The organism is Paenibacillus sp. 32O-W (genome assembly GCF_007679495.1).
In the GTDB taxonomy this organism is placed as follows: Bacteria; Bacillota; Bacilli; order Paenibacillales; family NBRC-103111; genus Paenibacillus_L; species Paenibacillus_L residui.
On the sequence record NZ_VEGP01000034.1, the window covers coordinates 1 to 15,307 of the forward strand.

The 15,307-nt window shown below is 50.1% G+C and carries 15 protein-coding genes; 4 read left to right on the forward strand and 11 right to left on the reverse strand.

Annotated features, from left to right (window positions below; translation table 11 throughout):
- Positions 1-319: 319 nt before the first annotated feature.
- A complete protein-coding gene (locus FS806_RS14440) occupies positions 320-799 on the reverse strand; it encodes a Fur family transcriptional regulator (protein ID WP_144937783.1) in 480 nt (159 codons plus the stop codon).
- 393 nt (positions 800-1,192) lie between these two features.
- On the opposite strand from FS806_RS14440, the gene FS806_RS14445 reads away from it, so the two are divergent.
- Positions 1,193-2,965, forward strand: a complete 1,773-nt coding sequence (locus FS806_RS14445; protein WP_260982096.1) for an RNA polymerase sigma factor — start codon at positions 1,193-1,195, stop codon at positions 2,963-2,965.
- 375 nt (positions 2,966-3,340) lie between these two features.
- On the opposite strand, the gene FS806_RS14450 is transcribed toward FS806_RS14445, so the two are convergent.
- The 6 genes from FS806_RS14450 to FS806_RS14470 form a co-directional block, all read right to left on the reverse strand.
- A complete protein-coding gene (locus FS806_RS14450) occupies positions 3,341-3,697 on the reverse strand; it encodes a phage holin family protein (protein ID WP_144937789.1) in 357 nt (118 codons plus the stop codon).
- Positions 3,698-3,762: 65 nt separating this feature from the next.
- The gene (locus tag FS806_RS14455; protein ID WP_144937792.1) at positions 3,763-4,326 is read right to left on the reverse strand and encodes a spore coat protein; all 564 of its coding nucleotides are present in this window, start codon (positions 4,324-4,326) and stop codon (positions 3,763-3,765) included.
- A 29-nt stretch (positions 4,327-4,355) separates the two neighbouring features.
- Positions 4,356-4,502, reverse strand: coding sequence for a hypothetical protein (locus FS806_RS25770; RefSeq protein WP_186328367.1), 147 nt, complete (start codon positions 4,500-4,502; stop codon positions 4,356-4,358).
- Between the two features lie 448 nt (positions 4,503-4,950).
- Positions 4,951-5,973, reverse strand: coding sequence for a Gfo/Idh/MocA family protein (locus tag FS806_RS14460; protein ID WP_144937794.1), 1,023 nt, complete (start codon positions 5,971-5,973; stop codon positions 4,951-4,953).
- 407 nt (positions 5,974-6,380) lie between these two features.
- Positions 6,381-7,238, reverse strand: a complete 858-nt coding sequence (locus FS806_RS14465; RefSeq protein ID WP_144937797.1) for a sugar phosphate isomerase/epimerase family protein — start codon at positions 7,236-7,238, stop codon at positions 6,381-6,383.
- Positions 7,239-7,259: 21 nt separating this feature from the next.
- Positions 7,260-8,336, reverse strand: coding sequence for a Gfo/Idh/MocA family protein (locus FS806_RS14470; protein ID WP_144937800.1), 1,077 nt, complete (start codon positions 8,334-8,336; stop codon positions 7,260-7,262).
- Between the two features lie 116 nt (positions 8,337-8,452).
- On the opposite strand from FS806_RS14470, the gene FS806_RS14475 reads away from it, so the two are divergent.
- Entirely contained in the window at positions 8,453-9,322 is an 870-nt protein-coding gene (locus FS806_RS14475) for an AraC family transcriptional regulator (RefSeq protein ID WP_144937803.1), read from the forward strand.
- Positions 9,323-9,364: 42 nt separating this feature from the next.
- Here the strand turns inward: FS806_RS14475 and FS806_RS14480 are convergent, their stop codons facing one another.
- The gene (locus FS806_RS14480) at positions 9,365-9,790 is read right to left on the reverse strand and encodes an Hsp20/alpha crystallin family protein (RefSeq protein ID WP_144937806.1); all 426 of its coding nucleotides are present in this window, start codon (positions 9,788-9,790) and stop codon (positions 9,365-9,367) included.
- Between the two features lie 204 nt (positions 9,791-9,994).
- On the opposite strand from FS806_RS14480, the gene FS806_RS14485 reads away from it, so the two are divergent.
- Positions 9,995-11,131 (forward strand): amidase domain-containing protein, encoded by a 1,137-nt coding sequence (locus FS806_RS14485; RefSeq protein ID WP_144937808.1) that lies wholly within the window; start codon positions 9,995-9,997, stop codon positions 11,129-11,131.
- 109 nt (positions 11,132-11,240) lie between these two features.
- Positions 11,241-12,716, forward strand: a complete 1,476-nt coding sequence (locus FS806_RS14490) for an oligosaccharide flippase family protein (RefSeq protein ID WP_222126670.1) — start codon at positions 11,241-11,243, stop codon at positions 12,714-12,716.
- A 138-nt stretch (positions 12,717-12,854) separates the two neighbouring features.
- Here the strand turns inward: FS806_RS14490 and FS806_RS14495 are convergent, their stop codons facing one another.
- The 3 genes from FS806_RS14495 to FS806_RS14505 form a co-directional block, all read right to left on the reverse strand.
- Positions 12,855-13,991, reverse strand: a complete 1,137-nt coding sequence (locus tag FS806_RS14495; RefSeq protein ID WP_144937915.1) for an alpha-hydroxy-acid oxidizing protein — start codon at positions 13,989-13,991, stop codon at positions 12,855-12,857.
- 204 nt (positions 13,992-14,195) lie between these two features.
- The gene (locus tag FS806_RS14500; protein ID WP_144937814.1) at positions 14,196-14,621 is read right to left on the reverse strand and encodes an NUDIX hydrolase; all 426 of its coding nucleotides are present in this window, start codon (positions 14,619-14,621) and stop codon (positions 14,196-14,198) included.
- Between the two features lie 35 nt (positions 14,622-14,656).
- Positions 14,657-15,208: an HD domain-containing protein gene (locus tag FS806_RS14505; protein ID WP_186328369.1), complete on the reverse strand. Its 552-nt coding sequence runs from the start codon at positions 15,206-15,208 to the stop codon at positions 14,657-14,659.
- Between the last annotated feature and the right edge of the window lie 99 nt (positions 15,209-15,307).

Consider the following 15,307-nt stretch of genomic DNA (forward strand, 5'->3'; position numbering starts at 1 on the left):
CAAAATACAGTTAGACGTGCCGCTCCGCTTGCAACGATGCCTGCAGACGGTAAAATAGACGGATTTTCAAGGTAGTTACCGACTTTCACTCCAGAGGAGCAAACTAGCTGCATGAAATCCAGTTAGGCAGAATCAACCGTGCTGTTGTCTTGCAGCGACTGCTCGATTGAATCAACGAAGCCGTCATAAAACGGATTTGGCTCTACGTTAAGTCGGGAATAAATAGGGAAATGGACTGATGACGTCAAGGTTGTTTAGCATTTTCAAGCTGCGAAAGTGTGGAGAGTTAAGCTTTGTCTGCGGGGTAGTCGGCAGCGGGTCACGACACCTCTTTGCACTCTCTTTGGCAATGGCCGCCCCGTTGGCAGACGAGATACTGCCCAATAAAATCAAGACGATGATCCAGCACGCGAAACCCGTATTCCTGATATAATTTCTCCTCCATCTCCAAGAGCCAGTCTTCGGATATTTTATGCAAATGTCCGCATCTGCTGCAAACCAACCGATGGCTCAGATGGTTGTTATCTTCGCTGCGCCAATCGTAATGGGCGACGCCGTCCTTGAAGATCACCTTGACAATCACCTTCAATTCCACTAACAGCTCTAACGTACGATAAACGGTGGCCAATCCGATGTCGGGAAAGCGGTTCTTCACAAGCATGTATACTTCTTCCGCACTCAGATGATCTTCCTTATGGTCCATCAGCACCTGCAGCGTCACCTCACGCTGCGGCGTCAGCTTGTAACCCTGCTCGGCCAGCAGCCGTTTGATTTTGCCAATGCTATCTGCGGTATTCATTTCAAGGAAGCACCTCCTTCTTGAAAACCATCCTCGATCATGAACGAAAATCACACCGCGTTCCATCCTTCTCAAATGCCGGATAGCACTCTTCTAGTCCGGTCCTCCCGGTGCTCTTCAGTACAAAAGTTTGCTACACCCAAATGTTATAGCTACATCCAACTTACTTGTGATCGAGTTTTTTGTCAAGGAAATTACCTCAATTATCCAAAAGAACCAGATATGAGAACTCTTTCAATGAAAAAAGGTCGAATCACACTTCCATCAAAAAAGGGTACGAGTGCTAGGTCGCGAAAGATATCGGAAATTAATTATTCATTTTGTCAGAAATCTCTTTTCTTTCGAGTCATTATATTAGGTCGATATAGCGGGGTGTTATTTATCGGGAACAACGTGATTTGGACTAAAAGCGCAGAGTCAGCAAATGAAGAGACGGAGCATGATCTGGATAAGCTTGAAGATAGCGTTCTGGTGCAGCGAGCGCAGACTGGCGACCGAGAGGCGTTCGGAGAGTTGATCCGGCGACATCGGCGGCAAATGTTCGGGTACGCGCAAACATTAACCCGAGAGCCTTTCCTGGCAGAAGATATCGTACAGGATGCTCTGATTCGTGCCTTTTTGCATTTGGGGACGCTGGACGATGTTGCGCGGTTTCTGCCATGGCTTCACAGGATCGTCCGCAATCAAGCGTATTCCCGATTGAGAAGCAACCCGGTGGTACGGGAGAGGTCTTTCACGGCGCTGCAACGTAATGGGGGAAATGAGGACTCTACGAGCGTAGTTTGGTCGAATTTGGATGATATTCTTCTTCGCGTTTCGCGTTCGCTGGCTGATAATGCATGCATTAACGATAATCCAGAAGAACACTTAATGCGCCGACAACTGCATGAAATGATCACTGGCCTGCTCAGTTGTTTAACCAAGCGGGAGAGGCAAATTTTTGAGTCTCATTTTTTCGATCATTTATCGCCGCAGGAAATCGCAAAGTTGTTCAGCTTATCATCCACCAACGTCTATCAAATTCTGTCCCGTTCGCGGAAGAAAGTGGCCCGAGAACGAATCCGTATAGAAGTCGACCAATATATGATAGAACGAAAGGATTTGGGCGCTTTGAAAACTAAAATATTATCGAAAACATCGACATTTCATGCACCTGGTACATGGACGACGGTAGGCTGGGCCTTCCACCGCATGTTGAGCTATACCGATCAGAAGCTGTCTTTGCCGATGGTGATGGGCCTTACCGGGCAAGCTTTTCGTATTACCATTTGTCATGACGATGTCCATATTGCTGGACCGACGATGTACCCGTTCCGGGATATTTTGTCTCGGGGCTTGCAAAACATTGGATGGAGCTGCCGTATCGTGGAAACTCAAGACAAGCGCGATGCACCCGGAGATAATACCAACTTGATGGATTCTGCATTGCTTACGGCAGCCGCCAAAGAGAAAAGGCCCCTTCAAGAAGAACTCCCGGCCGCCCTGGACCTGATTCACCGTTCCATCGACAGAGGCATTCCGGTTCTGTCCTGGGATCTGTTCATTCCGGAATTCGGAGTCATCTATGGCTATGATGATGAACAGCGGATACTGACGGCAATGGAATGCATGCAGGATGACAAGCTTCCGTACGATCATCTCGGACGGGGGACGCTGGAGGATTTGTTCATACTGTCTCTGGAGGAACGGACGGAGAAAGACCTACGTTCCATGCTTCGGGATGCGTTATCGATGATTCTCGATCATTACCATGGGAAAGAGGCTCCGACCGATCGTGGAGAACGGGGGTTGCGCGCCTATGATGTATGGATTAATGCTTTCCACGGCGGCCAGATTGAGCCGAACGGAAATGCCTACAATATAGCAGTTGTTCAGGATGCCCGCCGACTTGCTGCTGAATTCCTGAGTGAAATTAACGCAGAGTGGCAGGGAGGCGACGAAGCGGACGAACGCATCCGTGCTCTCAATGCCGAGGCTGCGCGTCTGTACCGACAAGCGGCGGAACAACTGCGAGAACTTTCTCTGCTATTCCCCTTTCCTTCAGGGGGCGATCCAAACTCGGTAGAGAACCGTGAACGTGCCGTTACGGTATTGGAATCTGTAAAGGGGCTGGAGAAGCAGGCCGTTTCACTGCTTGAACAGATGAATGAAGCGCTAGCATACTAATTATGAAACTGATTCATTAAGGCTCCCCACTTCCTGCCGCCGGCTTGAGAATAGCTCTACCACCAAAAAAGTAAGGCCGCCTCATAAAGGATGGCCTTACCTTTCGCCTTTTATAGTGCGGAGAATCGTATCACGCTATCAGATCAACAAGCCTCGCTCCATGGCATTAAAAGCCTCATTTTACTGTCAATATTTTGTGTTTAGCAATTTCAACGATGCAGATGCCTGACCCCGACGTCTTGAGCGGCCCGACCGATCCCGAAACAGAAAAAAAGCAGGCAAGGTCTCTAAGACCTTACCTGCTTGGAATGAGCTCTTCTTATTCCTGAGTAGCCCGGGCGTCTAACAAACAGCGACAATACCGGTGCCGCTACATCAAGCAGGAGACTTCTGGGTTCTCCCGCTTCGAATCAGCCATAGATGCGTGAAGTATTCGATGACGGCCAGCAGCAATCCGGTTAGCACGGCTCCCCAGAACGTAACCGACGCCCCCGCGAACATGTTGGATACGAAATACACAATAATCACGGATGCGATAAAATCCATCAAGGTGCTGGTCCATAACGTTCCTCTTTTTAAAAGCAAATACTCCATCAGCACTCCGACTACAGCCAGGATCAATCCGACAATGATCGCTTGATAGTAAGCGCCGTAATCCACGTTGGGAAACAGCCATGCGGCAATCAGGACGCCTATGGGGCAAGCAATGATCTTCATAATAAGACTCGCCATGGAAATCCTCCTTCGTAATGTTCAGTGTGCAAAGCCCTCTTAGCAATTTAAGAGGGCTCGGCCGTTTATGGGACAGCGACCGGTTCCTGGACCGGCTTGTACAAGCCGCCTAAAGTGGTCTGAGTAGTCGGCGCAGCGGGCTCCAGTGGATAAAAGCCCTTCTTAACCATCCACTGCCAGACATCATACGCATGACGGGAACACATACGGAAAGCATCCTCCAGAAAGCTGCGAATCTGCGGGTTGCTCATTTCCATGGCGGCCCAGGCATATTCTCTTCCTGCGCGCTTCAAAGTGAGCAAATAGGCGGTTGCTATTTCCCGGTCATTGAATTGCTGCACCGAGGTTCTCGGAGTCACCGGCACAGGTGCTGCGGGTGATTGGGTAAAGGACTGCAGGACAGGGCGCAAATCGGGAAGCTGGAGCTTGGATTTGGCTCCTTCCGCATTGCTCAGGTATTCCACCTTCATATTATAGTCCTGAATGTGTACCGGAAAATGCTGCTGTAGGATACCTTTAAGCTCCGCATCTTGAACCTGGTTCAGGAAGCAAGCCATGTTCGTGATCGAATTAACGCAGCTCATCGTCAATTCATGCAAATCCTGCGCCTCGTGTGCGGCCAATTGCATAAGTAAATTACCTCCTGTCATCTCTACTATCAATCATAGATACGGTCTGCGTTCGCATAGCGGACTTTCTCCGAATGGATGCGCCGCTTTCCCTCGGGAGATTTCCCCGGTTGCTTCTTGCCGGAATCGCTCTGTCGTTCATCCTGCATTCGTTCGGCTTGCCGGTTGTCAGGCACCTGATATAACCCCCCCTTTGGAAAATAGAGTGTCCTCAGGAAACTTTTTTTATTCTTGTCGGCAGGAAAGTAAGTAATCCCGGTGAAACAAGGATAAACGGCTATCGCCGTCCTTTGGACAGCGCGTTTACCGATGAAATATAAGAAAAACTCCTATCGGAGTATTTCATGGATGAGCTACCGCGTTTAAAGGATGTTTTTATCGCCAAATAGAATTTGAAGTTATTCAGGACGCAATAACTTATAAATTCTGATTGTGGTAAAAAAAGCTCCTAACGGAGCCATCTCGAAGACGAATAACCCGGTTTTAATTGTAACCGATCGAAAATTCCGAGCGGCTGCAGGGCGCTTTTTTCGGAACCGACTTTATACATGTATAAATCCCCTGCCCTATCCTGGGAGGGGGTTTGCAGAGGTTTTGTTATAACAGGAACCCGTTCTATGTTTTCTATACTTTCCTGTTCTGTGTGTTAAGCATAACGACCAGACCGTCTCCCTTGATGGTGGCCTCCGTCGTTTTCAAGATATCCTCGTGAGTCAAGATTGCCTCATGACCTTGAATTCTGCGGACAAAATCCTCCGTAATCGTATACGGAGGGGACAGGAGCGGAACCATTACCGCTGACTCTTGATTGGTAAGTTGAATCATGACGGCATCCTCGTGAACGAAGGGATCCCCTTGCAGCCGGAGCTCCACCATTCCTTCCGTTCCCGTCACGAAAATCCGCCCATCCCCCCACGTCCAGCTCTGGTTCGGCGTATGCCAATCCGCATACAACTGAGCTACAATACCATCATCCATAACTACATGCACATTTACGGCATTATAGAACGTAGGATACTCGGATAAAATGGTTTTGCTGACATACCCGTCAATCCGGTTGATCTCCTTGCCAGTAAACCAGCGAAGCAGATCAAAATCATGAACCAGAAGGTCAATCAGGATTCCTCCCGACTGTTCTTTAGAAAAAAACCAGGCCGGTCTTTTGTCCGCATTAAGACGATGGGGCTTCCGCATCCCTATGGTGACGATTTCTCCCAGAATACCATCGTCAATATGTTTCTTCAAAGTATAAATAGCTGGATGAAACCGTTCGGTGAGCAGCATGCCGACCTGAATCCTCCCCCGTTCCAGAACGGCTTTCAGCCGGAGCAAGCCATCCTCGCCGGTCACTGCCGGCTTATCCACCATAACATGCTTGCCGAGATTTTCGCATATTTCTATAATGCGGATCTTGTCCTCGTTGACCGCAGCGCAGCCTACGATTTTAACGGAATCCCCTAATAAGCTCTCCATGTCTTCCGCCAGCGGAATCCCGAATTTGTCGGACAGGGTGCAGGCCAACCCCTCTTCGTCTTCATCGAAGATCCCCGCACAGGTGTACCCCAGCTCCAGCATTTCCCGAATAAAGATTTCAATATGCGCATGCTGGCAGCCAATCACTGCAAATTGCTCCGTTACTTTGTTCATTAATAACAACCCCTTTCTCTACATTATTATAGTAAAACCATTGCCTAGACCTCTTCCTTATAACATAATGAAGCCGATCTTAAGCCATTTATCGGGTTTGTTGGCAAAAATTATTAGTCATTCCTCGCTCTTGCTCTCTCCTTCCATAAGGGGTATCTCTCTGCCTCTTTCATCGAATAACAAACGTCCGACACCATTTCCGGGAGCCCGGGAGCGTTCGTGTTCCGCCATGCTCCCATGTCTGCTGTTTACTCCGGGAACCTGCTGCCAACTAGCGGATTCGACAAAAAAAGACCGGCTTTCTGGTAGAAAAACCGGTCCTGTAAATCTCAATTAAACTGCACTATTAGGTAATCTTTAATAAAGTCAGTCAGCCGCCTCGCATTAACGCTAAATACGTATTCGATCTATAACCGGTTCTTCAGCAGATCCAACCCGGCTGCGGCCAGCACCCGATCCAGCGCTTTTCTCGACCGTTCCATCAGCGCCCGGGCATCCTCCTGCGGAGGCTCCTTGGTCAGCACTTCTTGCGTAACCGCACCTTGATATCCTGACTTATGCAGTGCCTGCAAAAATGCCGCCAAATCAATAACGCCTTCGCCGGGGTACAAGCGTTCATTATCCCGCACTTGCTCCACCGGGACAGGCGGGGCGTCATTGATATGCACATGAACAATCAGGTGCGCCGGAAGCTTCGCTATATCGTCATAAGTAAGTTCCGTGGTATACCAGTGGAACGAATCCACCAGCAAGCCGACGTTCGGTTCTCCAATGGCCTCAATCAAGGCCAGCGTATCCGCCTGAGTCCATATGAACGGGTGCTTCCACTGCGTTCTTAAGTGATGCGGACCGACATATTCGAGCCCAAGCTTGATGCCGTATGCCCCAAGCCATTGGGCACACAGGCGAAGCCGTTTGACCGCCCGCGCCATGAAAGGAGCCGGTGCATCATCGGTCGAGGGCAGAATATAAGTGCAGCAGCTCTTGCACCCGAGTGCCGCAGCCGCCTCGGCGGCTTCAAGCAGCTTGGGCAGGCCTTCACGGAACGCCTGATCGGTCGTTCTCCAGTCTACCGGCAGGCCGAAGGAGCCCAAAGTCACCTGATGCCTGGCCAATAGCTCGGCCGCACCTTGTACGCCATGCCGCTGAACCAGCCCAACAGGATCACCGTCAATGACTTGAAAACCGAATTCAGCGGCTGCCTGCAACCATTGTTCATCGCTTCCAATGCTGCCAATCCCTGCCCGAGTCAGTCCAAATTTCATCGAACGATGACCTCCTCTTCTCTACAGATCCCAGTTTAACTTAACTTCGCAGCCGGTGCGGGAAGATTCGTAAATGGCGTCCAGCACCAGGTTGTTCGTATAGCCGCTAAGAGCGGAAGTGAGCGGCTCCTTCCCTTCCCGGATGCACTCCAGGAAGTGTCGGCTGAGCCTTCTGCGGGGGCCCTCGTCTTCTTCCGGCTTCTTCAGCTCCACTTCTGACGTGCGGTCGAATTTCTCCGTCAACAGCTTGCCGGAGCCTCCCCGATAGCTTGCACCGCCGTCGGTTCCCATAAGATGAAGGAACGGCGAGCTGTCCGTATCCATATGCACCGCCCAGCTTACCTCAAGCGTCAACGAGCTGCCGTCCTCCATCTTGATGAGCGCCGTCGCGAAATCTTCAACATCGTATATTCCTTCCCAATCGGGCTTGCCCCAGGTCCCGATTCCCTTCTTCCTTGGGCCGAATTCCGCATAGGTTGAACCATACACCGAGACCGGCTTGGGATTGCCCATCAAATGCAAGGCCAGATCCAGCATGTGGACGCCGATATCGATTAACGGTCCGCCGCCGGATTGATCCATACGGGTAAACCAGGTTCCCCAGCCGGGAATGCCCTTGCGCCGGTACAAACCGGTCTTCGCAGTATAGATGCGGCCCAATTCCCCGCGATTCACCTGTTCCTTGATTTGCATCGGAATCGATTCCCATCGCATCTGATGCGCAACCATTAACCGGCGGTCCGTCTGCCGGCTTGCCTTATAGATGTTCTTCGCCGCTTCGGCGTTCATGCCCATCGGCTTCTCCAGCAGAACATGCTTTCCGGCCGACAATGCTTCCACCGCTAACGACTCATGGAACTGATTCGGCACGGCGACGACCACCGCATCGACCTCGGGGCTGTGGATAAGCTCCTGCGCTGTGCCGGTCACATTGGCAATCCCGTACTCCTTGGCCCGGGATACCGCCAGCGGCGCGTAAACATCCGTAACGGTCGTAATTTCACACCAATCCTTCAAGTCGGAAAATTCCTTCAAATGGACATTCCCGATATTTCCGGCACCAATGATGCCCAGCTTGATTTTGTCCGATGCAGACATCCTCATTCCTCCAAACCATCCTCATTTCTTATATCCACAGATATGATAAAATAAGAAAGAATAGTTTGCATACCTAAGGTTTCGGGAGATGTCTCATTTTTTCGGAGGGAGCCTGTTTGACTCATTTTCCAAAATATTTAAAAAACTACCCTAATATGCATACGGCCTTCCCGCTCCACTTAAGCCTGAACCGGCTCGTGAACGGGTACCCTGCCCATCGCCACGATTACCTTGAATTCTCCTATGTTGTGGAAGGCTGCGGTGAAGAGAAGATTAACGGCGTCACCCATCCGATGATCCCGGGGACATTCACCTTCATTCTTCCCTATCAGGTACACGAAATCTTCACCGAACCGGGATCTGTGTTAAAGCTGTATAACTGCGCATTCAGCCTGGATTTATTGATGGATACGGGTAACAGCAGCAGCCTGGGCGGATTGGTCAACGATCTGGATCAAATGCCTTCGTTCGCGCAGTTTCGGGATGACGATATGAATTTGGTGCATAATCTCGTCCGAGAGATGTATCAGGAATATGAGCAGGAGAAGCGTTGGCGTGCAACGATGCTAAAGGCGAAGCTCTGGGAAATTCTCATTCGATTCGACCGCTACCGGCAGGACAGGGACGCTCCTACTCCGCTGCCCGCAGCAAGTGCAGGGACCAAAAGCTCCGTTTGGCCGATCATTCATTTTATCCATAATCACTATCAAGAAGAGCTGCAGCTGTCCGATCTTGCCCAGATGTTCTCCATGAGTCTGTCTCGCATCAGCGAAGTGATTAAGCAAGCTACCGGCCAAACCTTCGTCCATTTTCTGCATGACCTGCGAATCAGACATGCCAGCGGGCTGCTTGTCTCAACGGATCTAAGCGTAATGGAAATTGCTCACGAGGTTGGCTACGGTTCCTACAAAACTTTCTACCGGATGTTTCGCGAGAAGAAAGGAATCATTCCGACGGAGTACAGGAAAATGAAGAAGCGGCAATAAATATTAAAAAAAGAGGGAATCCTCCCTCTTTTTCCTTTTCATCTAATGGAATTGAACATCGATTCTTTTTTTGCTGTCTGCCTGCTGCTTTGGCATTCGTATTTCCAGAACCCCGTTCTTATAGCTCGCGGTAATTCCTTCGGAAGCCACGTTGTGCGGCAAGCTGATTGAACGATGGAATTTTCCGACGTACCGCTCCTGTCTGTGCAGATGCTCCTCCTTAATTTCGTTGGAGCGATTTATGGTTCCGCTTATCGTCAGAACATTAGAATCGATATCGATTTGAACATCTTCTTTCTTCTCCAAGCCCGGGATATCGCATGTGGCCACGACTTCATTCTCCGTTTCATAGACGTCTATATTAAGATGGCCAAATCCTTTGAATCCCAAATCATGGGTAAAGAAGCGATCCAGCTCCCGCCGCATATTGTCCAGATGTTTAAACGGCTCGTATGGAATTAATGGCATGATTGTTTATCCTCCTGATGTTTATTCATTCTTTGTCATTATTACCAATCGGCAGTTTACTATTCCGACAGTAATTTCCTTGCATGCCGGTCATATTTCACCCTAAAGAAGCTGTTAATGAGTTTCTCTGCCGGATATTCTCTGAGGTTTAAGGATATTCTATGGGTAATTCAAAAATAACCATTACATCTAAGGAGAGTTACCTTGAATCCGAAACGGCTAGGTCCATTAATCATTATAGTTGTTATCGTTATTTTCCTCCCTCTGACCGTATTGGCCGAGGAACAAAGTATAGAACGTCAACAGCTAGAACAATGGATAACCAAATTATTTGACGAGCGGGCTCATATGCTTGTGCATTCAACTGATGACAACCTGGAAGAGTATTATCTCACTTCAGAGGCTGCAGCACGTGGCGCGTTCCGGCAAGAGAAGCTCAGGAAGGTATATATTCAGACATGGGCCAACAAGCGGTTTCTGTCATTAACCGATGCCGAGAGCCGTATACGCTTGGTCCGGGTGAAGATTTCGGGAAATCATGCCCGAGTGTCGTTGGTTCAGTCCCTGAAGCTTTCGTACGCTTATAACGGTAAGCCGGAGCAGCCCCAGCATTTCGGCATCGGCACCCGCCATGTGCTGAACCTCCAACGAAACGATGGGGTTTGGAAGGTTGCCCGCGAATATTATCTAGATCCGCTGACCGAAAATCCGAAATTGATCCCGGAGCTTGCCCCGGCTGAGGAAGGAATACCATTTATCCGTTCGGATGGGGTCAGCCTGTCCGTGCCCAAATCCGGAGCAAGGCGTTATCAACGCGAACGGGCAGTCAGCTATGCCAATAAATATGCGGGACTCGCATGGGGTGCCGGCAATAATAACCGCTACAATCAAAAATATAGAGACTATACCGATTTGGGCGGCGACTGTACGAATTTCGCATCCCAGGTCCTTGGAGATCCGGAAGAAGGCGGCGGATTGAAAATGACTCACGGCTGGCGGTACCGATTTAAAGCCGGAGGAAGCGAAAGCTGGGTGAGGACCGATTCGTTCAAGCATTTTCTGCTGTACAGCGGGTATGGGACCGTGGTAGCCCGAGGAACGTTCGATGCAGTAGTCAAGAAAACCGATAAACATCCGAATGGAGCTTTCTCCAAAATCCAGCCCGGCGATCTTATTGCCTATGAGATGGACGGGGATGTGGATCACTTTTCGGTCGTTGTCGGCTTCGACGTTTACGGCTACCCTTTGGTTAATTCTCATACGGCCGACCGATACCAAGTTCCCTTCGACCTGGGCTGGGACAAATATACGAAATATTGGCTTATCCATATCAAGGATTAACATTAACTCCCCTCATATTTGGCGGGACAGGCTCATATAATGTAGAGCACATAACCCGTTATCTATTTGGAGGGGAGACCCTTTGGGATTGCCTATATTCGCTAAGCAAATGGCACTGCGTGCGGGTGCCATTTTTATTGTCAAAATCCTCGGCTTTGCCGCCCGAATTCCGCTCTTCCGATTACTTGGGGCGGAAGGGATCGGACTATATCAGATGGCCTATTCCTTCTACGGTCTTGCCCTGACCGTTATCTCCGGAGGCTTTCCAACCGCTCTGGCCCTGGCAACGGCCCAGGATCACCGTAAGGGCTGGCAGCTTTATAAATCGGCTACCCTGCTGCTGGCCTCCGTTGGGGGAATGCTGGCATGGTTATGCTATCATTTGGCTCCAAGCATAGCCCGCTGGTTAGGCCATTCCTCACTGGAAGCAGCTATTCGCTGCCTGGCACCGGCTCTTTTTCTCGTTCCTCTGCTTTTTCTTCTACGCAGCTTTCTTCAAGGGCTTGAATTCTATGGAGCGATTGCCTGGTCCGAAATCATGGAACAGATTGTCCGGCTCAGTGTCATGCTTCTGCTAGTGACTCTATGGATTCGCACTGACCTGGGACAGGCCGTAGGCGGAGCCGTATTCGGGGCAGCTGCAGGGGCTCTAATCGCCTATCTTTTTTTACTGGCCTTCCTATTCTTTCGCCGGCAATCCTTCAGATCCGCGGAAACCCGGGCTTCCATATCCGCATGGTCCGACAGCGGGCTCCGATTGTTCCTCTACAGCGCCCTATCGATTTCTGCGGCCCGACTCATTGTACCCATTTCCGATTTCATGGATGCCATCATTATCCCCAGCCGGTTACAGCATGCCGGAATGACGGCATCGGAAGCCGCATCCGTATTCGGCCAAATTGCCGGGGTGGCCGCAACGATCGTATATATGCCCACCTTGGTTACTTCCGCCCTGGCCTTTACATTGGCGGCCAAAGTTACGGCCGATTGGAAAAACAAGGATATTCTCCGTTTCTCAAGAAGAGCCCGCTCTGCTATCCAAATTGGTATCCTGTGGGGAATAGGCTCTTCCTGGGTTCTCTGGCATTATTCCACCGACCTTACTCTGTTAGTTTTCTCGGAGGAAGCAGCAGCCGTTCCCGTCCGCTATATGTTCCTCGCTCCTTTATTATCCGGTCTTCAAGAATTGACGATGGTGATACTGTGGGCTTCGGGGAATCAAAAAGCGCCCCTATTCGGCCTGGCCGCAGGAATTTTATGCTCAGCCGGTCTGAACTTCGGGCTGCTTGGCATCCCCGGATTTGCTTATGCCGGAGCGGCAATCGGCCTGCTTTCCCTTGATTTAGTTTCCATGCTGTGGAACCTGATAGCCATATCGAGACAGAAGCGGACAATTCTGTCCGGCTCTTTTCCAATCCGGCGGGCATTGCTGCTCCTTCTTCTATGTGTGGCGGGTACTCTGGGGGCCGAATGGCTGGCTAACCTGCTTCCGCTCCCTCAGCCCTTGCGCGCAATCCTAAGCATTGCAATGCTGTTTGGATTGTTCAGCCTGTTTATTATGCAGGCATACAAAAAAAGCTCTTAACGAAGCCCTATCCATACCTACAAAGTGACGTTGACCTTCGAAGCTTATTCCGGGTACTTGGCCCGGGAGCCCCGGAAACGGAGGCTTGATAACCCGGCCATTAATGGCAGCTCAAGGATGAACGGCTATCGCCGTCCGTTAGAAAACCTTGACAACAAAGCTCGGGTCCACTTCCTTCATCGAACAGCGTCCGGATATCGCCAGCTGCAAATCGGTTTCGGCCATCAGATTCTGAAGCATTTCCCGCACGCCCATTTCGCCGGCCACTGCCAATGCATAGGCATACGGCCGGCCAACCAGAACGGCTGCCGCCCCGAGAGCAATAGCCTTAAGGACATCCGCCCCCCGCCGTACCCCGCCATCAAGCAGGATAGGAACCTTCCCGTTTACCGCTTCGTTAATCGATGGCAATACGTCCAGTGTGGCCACGGCTCCGTCCAGTTGACGCCCTCCATGATTGGACACAATGATCCCGTCCACCCCATGCTCCAGCGCCAGAACCGCGTCATCGGGATGAGTAATTCCTTTGATTAATAAAGGGAGCTTCGTTTGCTCACGAATATAATCCAGCTCTTTCCAAGTGAAACAAATATGATTCCCTTCATCCAGCGCCTTCTCGACCGCGGTTCGCAGGTCTTCCTCCGGCGGCTTGTCTAATGAGGCGAGAAATACAGGGTCCGAGAAATAATTCCCCATCCCATGTCCGGACAGGAACGGAAGGTAGGTATTGCGCAAATCCCTCTCCCGCCAACCAAGCAAAGTGGAATCTATAGTCACTACTATGGCCGAATAACCCGCGGCTTCGGCACGCTGTAAGAAGCTGTCCGTCAGTTTGCGGTCTTTAGGAGGATAGAGTTGAAACCACCTCACGGCTCCTTCCATCGCTTCCGCGACCTTTTCCATTGGGAGTGTGGACACATTGCTTAAAATGTACGGAATCCCGAGCTTCGCCGCAGCCTTGGCGGGAGCGGCCTCGGCTTCCGGATGAAGTATGGAATTCACCCCGATCGGAGCAAGGAGAAAAGGCGCGGTCGAACGGGCGCCAAAAAGCTCCACCGAAATATCCCGATTGGAAATATCGCAGCAAATTCTCGGGCGAATCCTGTATTTCTGGAAAGCATCTATATTGGCACGCATCGTATCCCCGGCACCGGCCGCTCCATAGACATAATCGAACGGCCCGGCAGCCAGAACCTGCCTTGCCCTTTCTTCCCATTCGCCATAGGAAATAGGCAATCGCCTGGCTCCCTCATCTCCACTCTGATAAATATTCATTTGGATCTTTTCATAGGTATCCGACAAGCGAAATCCCTCCTATAACTCTGCCCGAATTTACCTTTGTGCTTGTGAGTAACCAGGATTCTTGTTAACCAAATCCGGCTTATATTGATTTAATCATTCACTTACTCAGATTGACCAAATTCCGCATTCTCTATACCTGATAGGAGTAATGATCAAGCGATAGGGAAGATCCCTGCCTCAGAACCTGCCTTCATTAAAATAAGTGACGGATTGATTTCTCCGTACGATCGCGCTAAGCCCTTCTTTGTAATAGGGCATCAGACGATCCGCCTCTTCTATACCGATCCACGCGATTTCCATAATTTCATCCGGCATGACGATTTTTTCTCGTCCCTCGCAGATCTCCGCCGCGAAGGTAAAGAAAATAATATGCTCCTGATCCTTCTCCGTTATGTATTCATTAACGGCCACTATGCCGTGCACATCTACTTTCAGCCCAGTTTCCTCCCACGCTTCCCTCGCAGCCGCTATTTCCAGCGTTTCATCCGCTTCTACCTTACCGCCGGGAAGAGTCCAGCGCCCGTTGTCCCTGTTCTTAACCATTAAAATCCGATCCCGTTCCGCATTGGTGATTAATGAATAAACGACGTCAATTCGCTTCATGTGCGCTTCTCCCTTGCTTTTCATGAAAATGCATTCTAAAACTCGATCCGGCCTTCACATTCTAAACGAAACCGGTTTTCAAACTGGGCTGCAAATTCGATTTTCCGGTCGAAGATCTCCCTGGACCTCTCATAATATAAAGATTGCCTTGAGCTCTCCAGATATTTCTTGTATTCATCGCTTTCCCATAACCTAATCGCATCGAATACGCTCTCGTTCGTATGGCCGCAGTACACAAATTTGAGCCAGATTTCCAGGGAACCGAAATGGTCCAGCACGTCGGCATCCTGAACAATTCTAATATGAAAGGGCAAATCCTCCTGATGACGGGTATTATGATACCGAATAATATCCGCTATATCGTTCAGCTCTTCCCCCGTGCATTCTTCCTGCAGCAATGTTCGGATTAAAGAGGATCCGGTTTGATGATGGGGTTCGATCCCTTTGGCTACATCGTGAAAGAGAGCCCCGACATAAATCCGGTCATCCAGGGAGGATTCGTCCGGAAACAGCTCCTTTCTTAAATGAATAGAAATTTTCGCAACTCTTTCACAATGGTAATAGATGAACCCTCTTTCCCTGTTCAAATGTGATTTCCTCTTTCCCATCGTTCTAAAAGCGATCTCATGGATTTTTTCAAGATTCAATAGGAACACTTCCTTATTTGTTATGGGCTCAACTTTCGC